Genomic DNA, 17,748 nt, shown 5'->3' with positions numbered 1-17,748 from the left:
GCGAGGTTCGGTGCTACTTCTTCGACTGCTTGGGCATGGTCTGCTTCGCGCCGGGCCGGGTGGGCATCGGCAGCAGGGAGGCCGCGGTCTGCTTGGCCAGGTTGGCCGCCGTGGTGTCCGCGTTGAACTGGGGGTTGGACGGGGCCCGCTGCGGCTTACCCGAACTCAGCGCGCCGGTGAAGTCCCCGAACGTGTCGCGCCGCCACCTGCTGACCGGCGTGAACGTCACCGGGCCCTGCTTGGACAGGCCCCCCGCCTTGGTGACCGCCTCGATGAACTGCAGGCAGGAGGTGTGGTCGGACAGTTCGGAGTACACCTGCCCACCGACCGTCCACGGGGACACGATGATGCACGGTACCCGGAATCCACCGCCGACCGGCAGCCCGCCACCCGGCGTACCCTTCGGCGACGCCACGTGCACGTACTCCTCCGGGTACCGCTTCGGGTCCGGGATCGGCGGCGGCACGTGATCGAAGAAGCCGTCGTTCTCGTCGTAGTTCAGAATGAACACCGTCGAGTTCCACAGCTTCTCGTTGGCGGCCAGCGCCTCCAGCTTCGAGGCGAGGTACTGCGCACCGGCCGCCGGGATGGCCGGCGGGTGCTCGTCCGCGGCACCGGGCATCCACAGCCAGCTCACGTCGGGCAGCACGCCGTTGGCGCAGTCCTCCTCGAACGCGAGCGTGGAGACCGAGGCCTGGGTCGGGTTCGTCGGATCGCCGACCCCGCCCGGGGTGCCATCGCCGAACAGGGTGTTGCCGGTCATCACCGAGTTGTACAGGGCGTCGGGCACGAGGCCCTTGGTCATGAAGTTCGCGAACCAGGCGAACACGTTGAACCCGCTGGTGGTGCCGGAGAAGTACGCCTTCACGCTGTAGCCGGCGTTGAACAGGGTCTCCGCCGCGGTGGGGAAGGTCATCGGGTTCGGTGCGACCGTCTCCAGGCACGGCCCGCCGAACTTGCCCTGCGGGTCGTTGGAGCCGGTCATCCAGAACATCCGGTTCGGGTCCGTCGGGCCCATGACCGAGCAGTGATAGTTGTCCAACAGCGTGAACGACTCGGCCAGCGCCCAGTGGAACGGGATGTCTTCCTTCGTGTAGTAGCCCATCGTGTATGAGCCGTTGACCGCACCGTCGGAGGCGAGGTGCGTGGTCAGCCAGCCGTCCATCTTCCCGTTGTTCCACGACGCGTGCTGGTCACGCCAGTCGTGGGACAGCGACGGGACCGCCGCGGCGCCGGTGGTGATGGTCGACATGTGGAACGGCTCCAGGTAGCCGTCCGGGTTCGCCGGGTCGGGCTGCTGGAACACCGAACGGCCGTTCGGCAGCTTGATCGCGGTCTTGTCGCTGAACCCTCGCGCACCGGGAAAGGTGCCGAAGTAGTGGTCGAACGACCGGTTCTCCGCCATCACGTACACGATGTGCTTGACCTGGGACAGGTCGAAGTTCTTCTGCTTGGAGCCGGCGGCCGCCGCGAGGTTCTCCGGCAGGATGCCGGCCAGGCCGGCCGCGCCCGCCAGGCCGGCCGCGCTGGCGAGGAACCGACGTCGTGAGATCGGCGCCTTCGACGGATTCGTGCGCTTGTCAGTCATTGCCTGTCTCTTCTTCGTATCGTGTCGGGCGTCAGTGACCCGACGGTGCCGTGGGGCCGGCCGCCGTACCGGACTGGGCGAGGCCGAGCACCTCGGCGATAGCGCCGTTCTTCGTGTCGGCGATGTACAGCACGTTCGTCGACGGGTCGACGGCGATCGCGGACGGGGTGTTCAGGCCCGAGGCCGAGGGCGTCTGTCCGCTGCTCTCGCCGCCAGGCAACGGAGCCGCTCCGTTCGTACCCGCGTGGTTCACCACCGTCGAGATCGTGCCCTTCGGGGTGACCTCACGGATCGCGTGGTTGAACGTGTCGGCGATGAACAGGTCACCGGCGCCGTCCACGGCCACACCCTGCGGGTCGTTGAGCTGTGCGGAGGTCGCGCTCCCGCCGTCACCGGAGAAGCCGCCGAGTCCGTCGTTCGCCTTGTCCTTGGTGACGTTGCCCGCCACGGTGGTGATGATCCCGGTCTTGGCGTCCACCCGGCGGATCAGGTTGTTGCCCGAGTCGGCGATGTACAGGTTGCCCTTCGCGTCCAGCGCCAGGCCGGTGGGCATGTTCAGCGACGCCAGCACGCCCAGGCCGCGGTCGCCGGAGTACCCGGCGCGGCCGATGCCCGCCACGTCGAAGACCTGCCCGCGGGAGGTCACCCGCAGCACCCGGTTGTTGTACGTGTCGGCGATGTACACGTCGCCCTGCGCGTTCACGGCCACCGCCTCGGGGTGGTTCAGCGCGGTACGCGTCGGCGAGAGGAGCGAGAACGGGTACAGACCGGCGACACCGAGCCCGGCCGTACCGGTACCCGCGAACCGCTGGATGGTCCCGTTCGGGGTGACCTCGCGCACCACGTTGTCGCTGCTGTCCGCGATGAACATGTCGCCCTTGGCGTCCACCACGGTGCCGTTCGGCTGGTACAGCGTCGAGTTGGTGGCCTTGCCGCCGTCGCCCTGCTCGCCGTAGTTCTCCAGCGACCCGACCACCTGGGTGGTGGCGCCGTTCTGCAGCTTCGAAATCACGTTGTCGCCGGTGTTGGAGGCGTACACCACGCCGCCAGCGGCCGAGACACCCGCCGGGCGGTACAACGCACCCGGCACGAGGTTGGGCACGATCGCGCCGGAGCCCGGGTCGACATGGGTTCCGCCGCCGCCGCCGGCGCCCGCGTCGTACGGCAGCGTCTGCAGGATCGACCCCTGCGACGCCGAGCTGGGCCCGATGACCAGGCTCAGGTCGTCGGCCTCGCCGTTGAGGTCGTTACCGGTGCTGACGGCGGTCATCGTGACGGTGACCACCGCCTTCGCGGCGCCGGCCGGGACCGTGCCGTACCAGGTCTGACGCACCAGGCTCGAGACGTTGCCCCGGGCGGCGGCCTTCACCGGGCCGATCGCCGCGTAGCTCAGCGTCTTGCCACTGGCGTCGAGGAACGTGGCCGATACCACCGCGTTGTCGTCCTGGGTCGCGTAGCCACCGAGCATGCCGGAGAGCTTGAACGGCTGTCCGCCGGCCGCGATCCCGCTGAGGTCGATCGGCTGGCTGGCCATGGTGGACACCCCGGCGATGCCGCCGTCCGGGTTCGTGCCGCCCCAGAACACGCGGGCCCCCACGGCGCCGGGGTAGGTCGCCGAGGTCTGGGCGTACGACTCGGCCACCGCGTCAGGCACCGCGAGCGCCGAGGAGCTGATCCAGCAGTCCGGGACGGTGACCGCGTCGTCCACCGGCGCACCGAGCGTGTTCGCCGCGACGAAGTCCTCCGCACCGGGGTTGGCGAGCAGGTTGCTGTCCAGCGCCGGCGTCACCTGGTCGGCGGCCGGGCAGACCGTCGACGAGGTCGCGTCGTAGCTCTGCGGCGCCGGCTTGGCGTCCGGACCGAACGTCAGGCTCAGGTCGTCGGCGATGCCGTTGTTGTCGGCACCCGTACTGATCGCGGTGAGCTCGAGGGTGATGAGCACCTTCGTCGTGCCGGCCGGAACGGTGCCGTAGCGCCACGTCGGGAACAGGCCCGTGACGTTGGCGCGCTCGGCTGCGGTGACCGGGCCGAGCCGGTCGGTGCCCAGCGGGTTGCCGTCGGCGCCCTGGAACGTCGCGGTCAGCATCGCGAAGTCGTTCTGGGTCGAGTAGCCACCGAGCAGACCGGCCAGCTTGTACGGCTGGCCACCCGCGTTCAGCGAGCTCACGTCGATGGACTGGGTGGCCGTGGTGGTGATGCCCTGGACCTGGGTGGTGAAGCCCGGAGGGGCCGGGTTCGGGGCCGTACTCGGGGTGGTGCCGCCCCAGAACAGGCGGCTGCCGTCCTTGCCGGCGTAGGTCGCGTTGCCCGACTCCAGCACCGGGTCGGGTGCCGGCAGGTCGGACTGGCTCACCCAGCAGTCCGGGACGATCTGGTGGCCGGCCGTCACGCCGCCGCCGCTGGGCGCGCCGGTCACCTCGTGGTCGGTGTAGTCCTCGGCGCCCGGGTTCGAGATCAGGTTGCTGCCCAGGGCGATGGTCGCCGGGGTCGGGCAGGTCGCGGTCGTGTCCCAGGTCTGGCCGGCGGGCACGGCCTGGTCGCCGATGACGAGGCTGAGGTTGTCGGCGCTGGCGTCGTTGTTGCCCGCGCCGCCCATGGTGAACGTCAGGGTGATGACGACCTGCGTGGAACCGGCCGGAACCGTACCGTAGGCGCGCCGCCACAGCTCCATGGAGGTCTCGCCCCGGTCCTCGCTGAGCACCGGGCCCAGCGTCGTGACGACGGGGTGCCCGGCGCTGTCGGTGACCGGGTCACCGTTGGCGTTTTCCCAGGCGGCGGTGAGGATCGTGTTGTCGTCCTGGTTCGCGTAACCGCCCAGCGTCCCGACCAGCGCGAACGGCAGGCCGGCGGGGCCGGTCGCGCCCGCTGCGGCGAGCCCGGCCAGCGAGATGGTCTGCGAGGCGGTGGTGACTGTGCCGGCCACCGCCTTGTCGTTGGCGCTCCTGCCGCCGTAGAAGTTCTTGGTGCCGGTCCCGCTCGAGCCGGGGTAGGACGCCGCGACCGCGCTGGCGATCTCGTTGGTCAGGTCCGAGCCGGGGATCGTGGAGGTGAGTGCCCAGCAGTCCGGAAGCAGGACGCCGTCCGGGTCGGTGACGGTCGAGCCCGCCGCCGTACCGGCGCCGCCGGGGACGGCGCCGCGCTCCGTGGCGTACTCCGCGCCGGGGTTGGAGATCAGGTTGCTGTTCAACGCGATCGTGGCCAGGCCGGTCGCGGCGTCGCAGTACGGCGCGCCCGTGAGGTCATAGGACTGCGGCGGCGCGGCGGCCGAGGCGGCGCCACCACCGACGAATTCCACGCCGATCGCCGCTATGGCAACAGCCGCCGCCGCCGCGATGGCGGCCCAACGCTGCCGACCGCGTAATTTCAAACGTCCGTCCAAGAGCACTGCACGATCCTTCTCAGCACAAGAAAGGGAGCATCCACATCGGATACTCGCCGGGGTCAGGTTTCCGGCCGAAGGTGAACTGCCGGCGCCGGGGCCGTGACGGTTTCCTGTCACGAAGAAGGCACCATGACGATCATCAGCGCGGTAGTCTCCGGATCCCTCGGTCGCCGACACCGGGGTGTTCACACCCTCGCGCCGAGGACCCGTTCCGCACCCTCGCAGCCCCGAACGACGGGCGATCCGGAGACGACTGGGTGACCCGGACGCACAGCGACGAGTCAGCGAGCGATAAGTCAGTCAGCGGTCCGTCATCGAGCAACGCGTCGCGTTATTCGCATCGGTTTCGGCGGACACGCTCGCCCGCGGTACCGGCTGCCGACGTGGGCTCACCCGATCCCGTCGCGGGAACGACACTGAAATATGAGTCGATCTGATCTCTTGTGTCGTTCTCAGTAAATGATGCCGGTTGCCCATATAGTCCGCCTCGTTCCCCCAAACCTCAACCCGGGACGCACCATGAACAGGCAATGGGCAATGGGTGTGGGCGCCGCCTAACTCGGGTCATTCGCCGGTGCCGCCGGCCAGCTCGCCGGCGGCACTCCGGGGACCGCCGGTGACGCCAGCGCCCCCCAGCGACGACGCTCGTTGTTCCGGGTGGCAGCACAGTAACCTCCCGTCGCTCCCGAGGGCGCAGCCGAGCCGTGTCACGCTCGCGCGGCCAGGCAACGGTTACTGATCAGACGACCGGTCTGGGTCGTCGCGCCGCGTCAGACGCGCCGAGCCAGACCGGTCGGAACCGCGCGTCGCCCGAACGAATGGAGGGTGCTCATGCGTCAAGGCTCCGGCGACGCCGATCGCGCGCTGAACGAAAAGGTCTGTCTGATCACCGGCGGCACCCTGGGCATCGGGTGGGCCACCGGCCAACTGCTCGCCCAATCGGGCGCGCGGGTATACGTCCTGACCCAACCGTCCCCGTCGATCGACCCGATCACGGCTGGCACCGTCGACCGTGGCGCGGCGGAGATGATCCGCGTTATCGACGCCGATGTCACCGATCGGGCCTCGTTCGAGCGCGCGATCCGGACCGCCCACCGCGACCGCGGGCGGATCGACATCCTCATCAACGACGCCGTCGCCGCCTGGTGGCAGGCGAGCACCGCGGACACCGCACGTCGCCTGCGGATCGGGTACGACACGATGGTGTTCGGCACCGAGACCGTCCTTCCGCTGATGCGCGCGGCCGGCGGTGGACACATCGTCAACGTGGGGGCCGGCGCGGTGACGTTCCCGGACCGGCAGGAGGGCGCGGCCTACGCCGCCGCCAAGGCCGCGATCGAGGCGTACGGCAGGAGACTGTCGCTCGACCTGCGGGACTCGCCGATCGCCGTCACGCTGGTGCGGACCCGCTCCGTCCCCGGCACCAGCCTTCCCGGCTCGGACCGGCCCGCGGTGCGGCGCTCCCGCATCGCCGCCCTCCTGCCCGGCCCCACGGCCGAGAGCATCGCCGAGGCCGTCATCCGCCATGGCCTGATCCTTCACCGTAGCGTGGTCGACGACCCCATCCGGCTGCCGTGGCAGCGCCGCCGGGTGCTGGCTCCCGCCGAGGCTCGCGTGCTGGCCGCGCCCCGCGGCCTCACGCGCGTCGATGACCGGGTCTCGCCCGGCACGCCGGACAGCCCCGTCGCCGAACGGGCCGGACAGGGCGGGCGGGCCGGGCTCGCCGCGGCGGCCGTGCCGGCCCAGCCGAGGCAGTACTCGCTGGAGGCCGCGCAGTCGGAGACCGGCAAGTCCGATACACCGCAGGCCGTACTGGTCCCGCCGAACCTGCAAACCGGCTCCTACGTGCTGGCCGCCAGCGATGGCGGCGGCGCGGTCGAGGTCAGCAGCCTCGAACCAGCGACCGTTACCGTTCCGGCACCCTCGGTCGCCGATCTGCCGGTGGGCAGCATCGTCGAGGTCCTGCAGCGCAACGACGGCCAGGTGTCGATCCTGCCCGGCGCGGGAGTGACCCTGCGCACCACCGGATCGGGCCGGCTGCGTACCCGTTACTCCCCGGCCCGGCTGCGGCTCAGCGCGCCGAGCGAGTGGGTACTGGCGGCCGACTCGGACGAACGCGTACCCGCCGCCACCACCGCGGTCATCGACTTCGGCGCGGTGATCTACACCATCGACGCGGTGAAGTCGTTCGGGCACTGTGTCAGCGGCTACAGCGGTGACGGCGGCGACCTGCGCACCAACCCCGTCATCCAGGGCTACGAGGCCGCGCTTGCCCCCGGGCTGTTCCGGCTCGGCTTCAAGTGGGACGCGGCCAACGGGCGACCGGTCAACGGTGCGACCGGAGGTGTCGGGCGGGGCGACGAGTGGGTGGCCGGCATCAACCGGGTCAGACCGAAGGCAGCAGCGATCCTGGGCATTCTCGAAGGCGACGTCGTGGTCAACGGCATCACCTACCCCGAGATGGGAGTCAGTCCCGCCGACGCCGCCTCGATCGTGCATCACTACAACGACGGCGGAGGCCAAAACGGCGGACCCATCGGGTACTGGATCGTCGGCAACGAGCCGGACCTGGTCGGGACCGCCAAGTACGATTGGCTCGGCCGCGACACCCACGACGGTCGCACCTACGGCGACACCTGGTTGCAGATCTACGCCGCGGTCAAGGCCGCCGACCCCACCGTGAAGGTGGGCGGCCCGGCCGCGTCGCAGTTCTCCGGGCACGTCCAGAAGACCATCGACAACGCGACGTCACCGGGCGCCATCACCCAGTTCTGGAACGACTTTCTGACCGCCACCCGGACCGACGTCGGCCGGGTGGCCGACCTCGTCGACTTCTGCAACTACCACTTCTACGGCACCGGAACCGGTAACGAGCCGACCGACCAGGTGATGAACCGCATCACCCTGCCGAACACAGAAATCCCCGCGCTGCGCGGCGTCGTCGACGCCTACTCCCCCGGCCGCGGCGCCACGCTGCCGGTCATCATCAGCGAGTTCAACTGGGCGTACCGGCCCAACAACGGCCGCCCGGATCTGTTCGACGATTACGGCCTGCCCATGGATGGCCGCTTCATCATGGCCGTCAACACGGTGTGGACCGCCGGGTACCTGCTCAACATCCTGCGCGCTCGCGGATGGGGAGCGCAGTTCGCCGACATCGTCGGGTCGCTCGGCCTCTACACCCGCAACGCCGGCGCCGACAACACCGTCATCGGCGACAACGTCCACCACTATCCGCACGGCAAACCGTTCGCGACACCGTACGCCGCCTACTACGGGCTGGGCATGTGGACCGGGCTCGGGCAGTTCCGTCGCTTCGGCTCGGACGTCGTGAACCCGGTCGGGTCGGCGACCAACCTGCAACTGTTCGCCGCGTCTGCCGGCAAGAACCGGGGCGACGTGGTGATCGTCAACCGGGACGAGGCCGCCACCCGCAACCTCACCATCACCACCGTGGGCATCGCCGACGGAACCGGCGTGGACGTGTGGACGACCAACCGTTTCGCGCCCTGGGACCCGCCCGCCAAAGCCGCCACGCTCACGGTCGCCGGCGGCGCCATCACCAGGCTCCTGGTCGACCCGATGACCGTCGTGCGCCTGGTCATCGGCGCCTGACCCGGCTGCCCAGCTCAGCGGCCACGGGCGACGCCGGATCGATCGGCGGCCAGAGCACTGTCACAGCGCGGCGGTCAGATCTATCTCCACCAGCTGGTTCGCATACCCCAGACACGCGACCCCCAGCAGGGTGCTCGCGGTGGCCAGCGCCGGAGCCAACTCCGAGGCCATCAACCGGTTCCAGGCCCCGGCCAGCACCGCGCTCTCGCTGCTGACCACATAGATCACGCTTCGCACGACGTGCGCGGGCGTCGCGCCGACCGCCGCCAGAATCACCATCCCGTTCGCGACCACCTGGTCGAGCTGCGCGTCGAGGTCCCCGACCCCGACGACCCTCTCCTGGGCGTCGAGCGGGCACAGCCCGGCGAGGTGCGCGGTGCGTCCTACCTCGGCAACGGTGACGTGGGCGTACCCGGAGGTCGGATGCAGCCCGGGCGGGTTGATGAGCGTCAGCTTTTCTGGCATAACAAGAGATCATCGCCGAATAGCGTCTATTACGCACCGGAATTTCCAGCCGGCGCGCGAGGGGTTGGCCGGCCTGTTCGAGCAGGTCGACGCGGCGGCGGAGCCGGAGCGGGCGCAGCGCGTCGGCGCGCGCTACCAGGCGCTGCTCACCGGAGTCGTCGCCCAGCACCTGATCGACCCGACGCACGCCCCGCGGGCAGAGGATCTCGGGGACGGGTGACCGGCCCGGGCGTGGCGCTACGGCAGGAACCCGGTTGACGGCAGGAACCCGGTTGACGGCAGGAACCCGGTTGACGGCAGGAACCCGGTTGACGGCAAAGGCCCCTGGCCGGAAACTCAGCCGGCCAGGGGCCCTCTCGTCGCGTTACTTGCCGGTCATGAACTCGTCCGTCGACAGTGGACGGTCCACGACGCGGACGTCACCGATCAGGCCGTGGAAGATCTGGTCGATCTTCCCGCCGTACTCGTAGCCGCCCACCATCCACGGCAGGCCGAGCGAGGCGATGCCGATCGACACCGTGGACGGGTTGTCCACGGTCGGGCAGCCCTCCACGTACAGGGTGGTGTGCTTGCCGTCGTTGACCACGGCAACGTGCCACCAGGTGTCCTCCGGCAGGCCCTGGCCCCAGTTGGTCGTCGGGGACGTCTGGTTGGTCGGGTAGATGTTGAACTGTGGTTCGCGGCCGTCGGAGAAGCTGAGCGTGGCCACCGGCTCCTGCGGGTCGGTGTTCTTGCCGCTCTTGCCGGCGTTGCCGGCCTCGCCCCAGCGGCTGAGCACCGCCGACCAGGCGTTGTTGGTGGAGCTCCAGTCCAGCGGGAACTTCACGAACGCCTCGATCGTGTATCCCTTGGGGAACGTCTCGGTGTTCAGAGCGGCCTTCGCGGCGGTGGTCAGGTACACGCCGTGCAGCGGGTTCTTGCCGCCGACGAAGTTCAGGCTGGCGTGCGCCGGCTGGTCCGGGTGGTGGTCGGCGGACCAGGTCAGGGCGTGGTTCGTGCCGTCGTTCAGGTCCCACTCACCGAGTTGCAGGAGCGGTTCGCCGGAGTTGGCGGTGATGTTGAGCCGGTAGTAGCCGTAGGCGGTCGTGTTGGTGAAGTTGTAGGTGTTGATTACGAGCCGGTCGCTGAAGGTCTGCCCCGTGCGCGTGTCCAGGTCGGTCCACGCGCTGCCGTCGTTCGACCCCTGCAGCGTGAAGTCCTTGGGGTCACGGCCCGGGGTGTCGTTCGCCGACGTCAGCGAGTACGACGCCACCGCGATGGGCTTGGCCAGCTGGTAGGTCACCCAGCCGGTCGGGCTGAACGCCAGCCACTTGGTCGACGGGTCGCCGTCCTTGAGGTTGACGGCGACCTCGTCGGGCGGGTTCTCGGCGCTCGCGGTCACCGCGCTGACCTGGTCGCGCAGGCTGCCGGGGACCGGGTCGCCAACCGCCTGGAGAGTCAGGTCGTTGCCGTGCCCGGACAGGTCCCGGATCGTCTGGCTCGCGGTCACCGGGGTGCCGTTGGCGCCACCGTTGTCGAAGCGCCAGTAGGCCAGTGTCCCGGGCACCACCAGCTTGTTGGCCGGGCGCGACGACCGCGCCGGCACCGGGATGAACCGGGAGAAGCGCTGATCGAAGTCGATGGCCATGGAGAAGTCGTCGGTGGCCGTGGTGAGCCGCGCCTGCTGGGCGGCCAGCGCGTTGCGCTTGTCCGGGTCCTGGGCCAGGATCCACGGCGCGATCGTCTCGGCCCGGATGGTGTTGAGGTCCAGGTCGAAGTGGTAGAGCCGGAGCATGCCGGCGCCGCCGAAGTAGCGGTTCTGGTAGTTCGTGATGTGCAGGTGCACATCGTTGCCGGCGGCGTTCTGCTTCGTCATCCGCCCGGCCGGCCAGTAGTGGCCGTTGAGGGTCAGGAAGATCTGGTCGTTGTTGCTGATCAGCTGGTCCCAGACCTGGTTGCCGTAGTCGGAGAGCACCGCGTTGTTCTCCGGGTCGCCGGACTGGTACGGGTACACGTTGTCGCCGTACGTCGGGGTGACGATCTCGTGGGTGGTCAGGATCACCGGCAGCTTCGGGTGGTCCTTGATGAACTGGTTGGCCCAGGCGAAGCCCTGCGCCGTGGTCCGCCAGTCCATCGCCAGCACCAGCCACTCCCGGCCGCCGGCCTGGAAGATATGCGCGGTGTTGTACCCGGTCGGGTCCGACCCGGCGAACGTCTTGGCGTGCTTGAACCGCTGCGGGCCCATGGTCTGCAGGTACGGCGTGGAGCCCCGGCTGTCGTCACCGCTCACATCGTGGTTGCCGGCCACCACGCTGTACGCGACGCCGTGCGAATCCAACAGGTCGAAGGTCTTGCCAACCGCCTGGAACGACGTCGGGTCGGCGTCCTCGGTCAGGTCACCGAGGTGCGCCATGAAAACGATGTTGTTGCCGGACTCGCCGCTTCCGCTGTTGTTGATGACGTAGCGGAAGGACTCCTCCTGCGGCGCGGAGTTGATGCTGTTCTGGCTGCCCCAGTACAGGAACTGGGTGTCGGGCATGATCGCGAGGGTGAACTGCCGGCTGTTCGGGTCCGGGTTCCACCGGCCGATACTGCCGCCGGATGTGGCCGGCTGGTGCCCGCCGTCGGCGAACGCGGGCGTCGCGCCCAGGGCGCCGAGGGCCGCGGCCCCGGCTCCGGCCAACGTCGCGTTGCGCAGAAAGTCCCGTCGGTTGTGTCCGGCCGGGGTTGGGGACGGCGAGCTACCGCCGTCGTGGTGATCGCACATGGCTTCCCCTTCTGGGGGTGAAAGAGTTCCAGCGCACGGACGCTAGCCAGCGCGGTTCAATACGCAACGGACGCCAGGTGACGAGTTCCGGCCAATATTCTTACGAATCACGTCGTGACGAGGACCTTCGCGGACTGGGTGACGGTGAAGCCCCACGCGTCGGTGGCGGTCACGGTCACCGGGTAGCTGCCGGGGACCGACTTCTTCATCTTCGACAGGTTCACGTCCACCGCGCCGTTCACGTCCAGGACAGGTTCCAAACGTGTCAGTACCGTCGCCTTGTCGATGGTGTCGCCGGCGTGGAACGTCGCCGTCGCGCTCCCGAGCGTCAGCCCCGGCACGGGGGCGACCCGCACCGTCACCGCGACCGGGTCGGAGGTCGCGCCCTTCCTGGTGGCGGTGACCAGCGCGGTGTACCAGCCCGGGGTGACGAAGTCGACGTCGCCCAGGTCGACGGCGAGGGTGGAGTTGCCCGGGGTGGCCGAGGCGCCGGCGCGCTTCAGAAACGCGGCGTCGTTGGCCGGGCCCTTGTTGACCTGGTAGGCGACCGTGTCATGGGCCACCTTGACCGTGGGCGCCGGTTGCGCCGCCGCGCCGGTGTTCTTTCCGTTGGCGCGGAACGTGGTGACGACCGCGGCGTGGTCGCTGGCCCACGAATTGCCGGCGACGTTGGTGGCCGAGGGCCAGCCGACCGACAGGGTGTCCGACTCCACGAGCTTCAGGCCGCCGGAGGTGGTGTAGTCGACATAGTCGACGCGGTCGTGCGGCTCCGGCTTGCCGTTGCCGTTGGTGGTGACCACCGGCGACCAGGTGTCACCGGGGTCGGTGGCCGGGTGGGGATTGGCCTTGCGGAACGAGTCGAGGAGCCCGGCCTGGGTGAACACGTCCGGGACCGGCCAGTTGACGGTGCGGACGCCGCAGTGCGAGGCCGCCACGGCGGTGATCCAGTCGGCGCTCGACGGGGAGGCCAGGTCGCCGAGCATCACGACCGGCGTCTTGCCCCTGATGTCCGCCTTCACGGCCTGCGCCACGGCCTGTGCCTGGGCGTACCGGGTGGTGGCCTTTTCGTCCGCGATCAGGGCAACCTGGTCGGTCACCCCATCGAAGCAGGCGTTGTAGGGGCCGTAGTCCGACTCGTCGAGGTGAACGTCCCATATCCGCACCGGGTTGCCGCCCACGTTGATGGTGACCGCGGCGGCGGGCACCGAGCCGGTCGGGAACACCGTCTTCGTGGACGTGAACTGGTGGGCGGAGACGATGCCGAGGTCACCGTTGCCGTGGACCTGCCAGCCGAGGGCCGCCGCGACGTCGCGCGCCATCGCGTAGCCGCCGTCCTGGAAGCCGACCACGTCGATGCCCCGCGCGGCGATGACCGCGAGGTTCTTGCCGACCGCGTCGGTCACCTGGGCGCCGTCCGACCACGCGTTCCACGACGCGGACGTGAACTGCGGCGAGGCGTGCAGCGCCTCGACGGGTACCTCGACGAGGATCCGCGAGGTCGTCGCCCCGTTCGTCGCCGACACCGTGATCTCGCCGTCGTGCTGCGGTACCGTCCCCGGCGCGGTGCCGGTGACCGTGCCGTCGGCGGCCACGGTGAGCCAGCCGTCCCCGGAGACCTTGGTGAAGGTGGTCGGCCTGGCCCCGTTCCACAGGCCCAGTAGTGGCTGGCTGACCGCGCCGGTGACCGTCACGGCCGGCAGGTGGAAGGTGTCGGTCACGAACCCGCCCGGCAGGCTCGCCCAGGAGCCCGCGGCCACCTGGAGCCGCTGCCACACCGCGTACACGGTGACGGCGCCGCCGTCGACCGCGGTGAGGTTGTCGACGGTCTGCTGATCGGTGTAGGCGGCCGGGCCGGTCGGGGTGGCGCTCCATCCGGCGAGCGCGTAGCCGTCACGGGCGAAGGCGTTCGGGGCCAGCGCCTGGGCCTGGTCGTAGGTGAACGGCGTGCCGGCCATGGTGCCGTCGTCCGCGCCGTTGCCGTCGTACCGCACCGTGTAAGTGTTGGCGGCGAAGGTAGCCGTCAGCGCCACGTCGCGGTCGGGCATGGTGAACGTGCCGTCCGGAGCCACCGTGACGCTGCCGTCGGACGGGTCGGTCACCTGCCAGCCGGTGAAGTGGTAGCCGGCGTCGGGCGTGGCGGTCAGGGTGACCGGGGTGCCCGTCGTGGCCCACCAGAGGTCGGCCGAAGCGACGGTGCCGTGCTCGGCCTGGCCGACGCGCAGCAGGTGGGCGCCGGTGGGCAGCCAGGCGGCGTAGAGCGTCACGGTGCCGCCGTCGGTGGCGGTGAGGTTCGATACCTGCGCTCCGTCGCCGTAGACCGGTGCGCCGTTCGGGGTGGTCGCCCATCCGGCGAAGCGGTAGCCGTCCCGGCTGAACGCGTCCGGCCTCAGGGTGGCGTCCTGGTCAAACGTCAGCGTGGAGTCCGCGAGCTGACCCGTCCCGCCGTTGCCGTCGTAGCGGACGGTGTACGTGTTCGGCGCGAACTGCGCCCACACCGACACCGGCGTCGTACCCATCGTGAACGTACCGTCCGCGGCCACCGTCACGCTGCCGTCGGCCGGCGCGGTCACCTGCCACCCGACGAGGTGGTAGCCGGTCGCGGGCTGCGCGTTCAGCGTGACCGTCTGGCCGGGCGAGGCGATGCTCGACGACGCGGCGGCGGTCCCCTTGCCGGACGTGGTCACGGTGACGGGTTGCGTCGAGAGCCCCACGATCTGCGCGGCCGACAGCGCCGTGTCCCAGACCCGTGACGCGCCGAGGCTTATCGGCGCCGGCTGCTCGATGCCGCCGCTCGCGTTGACGTCGGCGCCCAACGTCCACCTCTGCGACACCGAGGCGGGCAGCGTGAGGCTACCGGCGGCGGCGGTGGTCTGGATCAGCTGGCCGTTGACGTACAGGCGGATGTTCGACTTGTCCCAGGTGACGAACGCGTCGTACCACTGGCCCGGCACGATCGGGGCGTAGGTGTACTTGTAGCCGCCCACGTCGAGGTTGCCGGACAGTTGGCCGTCGTAGAGCATCAGGCCCACTCCCCCGCTCTGCTCGGCCGAGCAGATCGACGGCCAGCCGCTGGTGCCGGTCGGGATGGACGCGCCGTTCCAGCGGAACTGGCACTCGACCGACAGCCCGTTGGTCAGCTTGCCGTACTGGCCGGAGAAGTCGTACTGGTAGGCGCTGTTGGCACCGTTGAACGTGGCGACCCGCTTGCCGAGGGCCGGATCGTTCGCGATCGTCGGCGTGCCGAGCGCCGTCGCGGCGAGGTTCTGCGCGTGATCGGTGGGTGTGCCGTCGGCGAAGTCCACGTTCAGGACGTCGGGGGCGGGCAGCACCTGCATCGTGATGGGTGACCCGATGACCGTGTACCCGTCGTTGTAGAGCAGGTAGACGTTGTAGGTGCCGCTCAGTCCGCTGGTGCTGAACGTCACGGTGCCGGTGGCCACCGGCGCGGAGCCGGCCGGCGGGTAGCTCGTGGTGTTGGTCTGGGTGTATTTCCAGATCGTCGAGCCCACGCTGCCCGGCGCCTGACCCTGCTGGTACCAGCCGATCCAGTTCGACGTGCTGAGCTGGTCCGGCGGCGTCGAGTAGGAGAACGTCACGGTCGTCCCCGCCGTGATGGCGGTCGTGGTGGTGGCCAGCGCCGGGGTGCCGGTGTCGCCCGCGGTCGCGGGAGTCACCGAGGTCGAGACCAGCGACAGCGAGGCGATCAGCGCCGCGGCGACGGCCAGGACGACCAGGCGCGGGTTTTTCAGGATGCGCATGTCCGTGCCTCTCAGGCCGTTGCGACGCGGCCGGCGTAGCGCTGGGTCCAGCCGGTGCCGGTGTCAGCGGTGATGACGACGTCGTAGTAGCCCTCTTCGGTCGGCCACGTGACCACCTCGGACTTGCCCCCGGTGACGTGGAAGACCTGGACCCCACCGAGGTAGTCGTTGGCGGTCAGCATGTACCGAACCGGGTGCGTGCCGTCGTTGCGCAACGTGATCTTGACCCGCGCGTCCGAGCCCGCCACGAGGTCCACGTCCACCCGCGGGATGCCGGTGTCCTTCTGCCCGGCGGGAACGACCTGCCCGGCGAACGAGCGCACGAATCCGTCGTTGCCGTAGATGGAGAAGGCGTACCTGCCGTCGGTGTTCTTCACGTCCCAGACGTACTGGCGCGGGTTCGCCGCGGTGACCGTGAACGGCGTGTTCGAGAACGCCTGGTACTTGTCGGGGAACACCTGCATGCTCAATGCCTTGCCGGCCGGGCCACCGGCAAGCGTCATCCTCGCGGTCACGGTCCCGCCGATCCGGTCCTCGACCAGGGTGGCGTGCCCGTGGAAGGAACTGGTGCGGCGCTTCATGTTGTCCGCCGACAGGGGCGGTGGCGTGCCGGTGTCCGGGTCGGCGAGGTCGACCGGGCCCAGCCGCGGGTGGGCGAAGTCGAGCGCACTGGTCAGATCCCCGACGATCGAACGCCGCCACGGCGTGATGTTCGGGCAGACGAACGGCTTGCCGAGGTAGGCCGCCCAGGTCTCCAGGAACTTGGTGACCGACGTGTGGTCGAACACCTCCGAGGCGACGTACCCGCCACGGCTCCACGGCGACACCAGCATCATCGGCACCCGCGGGCCGAGACCCAGCGGGGTGGAGCCGGAAAACTCGTTCGCCGTGCCCGGCTCCGGGCGCGGCGGCAGCACGTGGTCGAACTTCCCGTCGTTCTCGTCGTAGGTGATGATGAACAGGGTGTGATTCCAGATATCCGGGTTGCCCTGCAGGGTGTCAATCACCTTCTGCACGTAACGCTCGCCGTGCTCCGTGTCGGCGCTCGGGTGCTCGGACCACGCGTAGGGCGCGACGAGCCACGACACCGCCGGCAGCGGGTACTGCGCCCCCGGCTGGCAGGCCGCGATGAAGTCACGCAGCACCGCGTTGAGGTTCGCGTCGGAGGAGTCGTTGGGTGTGGTGGAGCCCGCGTAGTAGGTCGCGTTGGCCCGCCAGATCAACCCGGTGCCGGGTGCGAGCCTGGGATCGTCGGCACTCAACCCGTTCGGGTCGTACGCCTTGAAGTACTTCAGCTCGTTGTCGCCGTAGTCACCGATGTTGGAGCTGAGGTAGCCCGCCCGCCCGTTGCCGCTGTTGTCCGAGTAGAGCCGCCAATCGATGCCGACCTGCTGCAGCTGCTCGGGAACGGTCAGCCAGGTCCGGCTGTAGTTGCTCTCGTCGGAGTTCTCGGTCTCCCGGTTGGCGCTACCGCTCCAGAAGTATTTGCGGTTCGGGTCCGTGGGGCCGTGCTCGGCGCAGAAATTCTGGTCGCACACCGTGTACTGCGCGGCCATGGAGTAGTAGAAGGGCATGTACGACGGGTCGTAGTAGCCCATGCAGTTCGAGCCCTTGTCCGGAACCCACGTGTTCCACCGGCCGCCGTTGGCGCCGTAGAAGCTGTGGTCGTCGCCCCAGTTCGAGGTGGCGGCGTACGGCAGCACGATGGTGCCGTCCGCGGCGCGCTGCGAAAAGACGTCGGTGCCGTCCTGGAACTTCAGCGCCTGTTTGTCCTTGTGCCCGCGCACCCCCGGCAACTGGCCGAGGTAGTGGTCGAACGAGCGGTTCTCCTGCATGAGGATCACCACGTGCTTCAGGTCGGCCAGCGTGCCGGCGTAGCCCTCGGGCAGCACGTACTTCGCGCTGCCGCCCTTGCCGGGCGCCTTGCCGCCGCCGGCCGCGCTGGCCGCGCTGGCCACACCGCCAACGGCCGCCACCGCGCCGGTGGCAAGACCGGCCGCCTGCAGGAAACGGCGACGAGGAACTCCCCCACCGGTCCCACCCCGCACGGACTCAGACTCGTTAGTCATCAGGCACACCTCGGTTGACTGGCGCATCGCGGACGTTCGCCCATAGCCGGTGAAGGGCGCCAATCACGATCTCGTCGGCAGATGAACGCCGCGCGTCGCAGCGGTGCCGCTCGATCGGCGAGCGC

The 17,748-nt window shown here is 69.6% G+C and carries 8 protein-coding genes; 2 read left to right on the top strand and 6 right to left on the bottom strand.

Annotation, left to right across the window (positions count from 1 at the left end):
• Positions 1 to 13: 13 nt before the first annotated feature.
• Positions 14 to 1,588 (bottom strand): phospholipase C, encoded by a 1,575-nt coding sequence (locus ABEA87_RS15595; protein WP_345630161.1) that lies wholly within the window; start codon positions 1,586 to 1,588, stop codon positions 14 to 16.
• Between the two features lie 31 nt (positions 1,589 to 1,619).
• Positions 1,620 to 4,883 (bottom strand): NHL domain-containing protein, encoded by a 3,264-nt coding sequence (locus tag ABEA87_RS15590; RefSeq protein ID WP_345630159.1) that lies wholly within the window; start codon positions 4,881 to 4,883, stop codon positions 1,620 to 1,622.
• 918 nt (positions 4,884 to 5,801) lie between these two features.
• Between ABEA87_RS15590 and ABEA87_RS15585 the strand changes: the two genes are divergently transcribed.
• Positions 5,802 to 8,585, top strand: a complete 2,784-nt coding sequence (locus ABEA87_RS15585) for an SDR family NAD(P)-dependent oxidoreductase (protein ID WP_345630157.1) — start codon at positions 5,802 to 5,804, stop codon at positions 8,583 to 8,585.
• Positions 8,586 to 8,645: 60 nt separating this feature from the next.
• Here the strand turns inward: ABEA87_RS15585 and ABEA87_RS15580 are convergent, their stop codons facing one another.
• Positions 8,646 to 9,050, bottom strand: a complete 405-nt coding sequence (locus tag ABEA87_RS15580; protein WP_345630155.1) for a RidA family protein — start codon at positions 9,048 to 9,050, stop codon at positions 8,646 to 8,648.
• A gap of 64 nt (positions 9,051 to 9,114) precedes the next feature.
• On the opposite strand from ABEA87_RS15580, the gene ABEA87_RS15575 reads away from it, so the two are divergent.
• Complete coding sequence (locus tag ABEA87_RS15575) at positions 9,115 to 9,270, top strand: hypothetical protein (protein ID WP_345630153.1); 156 nt, start codon at positions 9,115 to 9,117, stop codon at positions 9,268 to 9,270.
• A gap of 144 nt (positions 9,271 to 9,414) precedes the next feature.
• On the opposite strand, the gene ABEA87_RS15570 is transcribed toward ABEA87_RS15575, so the two are convergent.
• The 3 genes from ABEA87_RS15570 to ABEA87_RS15560 all read right to left on the bottom strand — a co-directional run bounded on the left by ABEA87_RS15570 (position 9,415) and on the right by ABEA87_RS15560 (position 17,623).
• Entirely contained in the window at positions 9,415 to 11,796 is a 2,382-nt protein-coding gene (locus tag ABEA87_RS15570; protein WP_345630151.1) for a LamG-like jellyroll fold domain-containing protein, read from the bottom strand.
• A gap of 107 nt (positions 11,797 to 11,903) precedes the next feature.
• Positions 11,904 to 15,554 carry an InlB B-repeat-containing protein gene (locus ABEA87_RS15565; protein ID WP_345630149.1) on the bottom strand — a complete coding sequence of 1,217 codons (3,651 nt, stop codon included), beginning with the start codon at positions 15,552 to 15,554 and terminating at the stop codon, positions 11,904 to 11,906.
• A gap of 11 nt (positions 15,555 to 15,565) precedes the next feature.
• Complete coding sequence (locus tag ABEA87_RS15560) at positions 15,566 to 17,623, bottom strand: alkaline phosphatase family protein (protein WP_345630147.1); 2,058 nt, start codon at positions 17,621 to 17,623, stop codon at positions 15,566 to 15,568.
• Positions 17,624 to 17,748 lie beyond the last annotated feature (125 nt).

The sequence above is a fragment of the Rugosimonospora acidiphila genome, from assembly GCF_039543385.1.
GTDB lineage: Bacteria > Actinomycetota > Actinomycetes > Mycobacteriales > Micromonosporaceae > Rugosimonospora > Rugosimonospora acidiphila.
The sequence above is the reverse complement of the archived record's forward strand: the minus strand, read 5'-3'. Positions and strand labels throughout refer to the sequence as shown.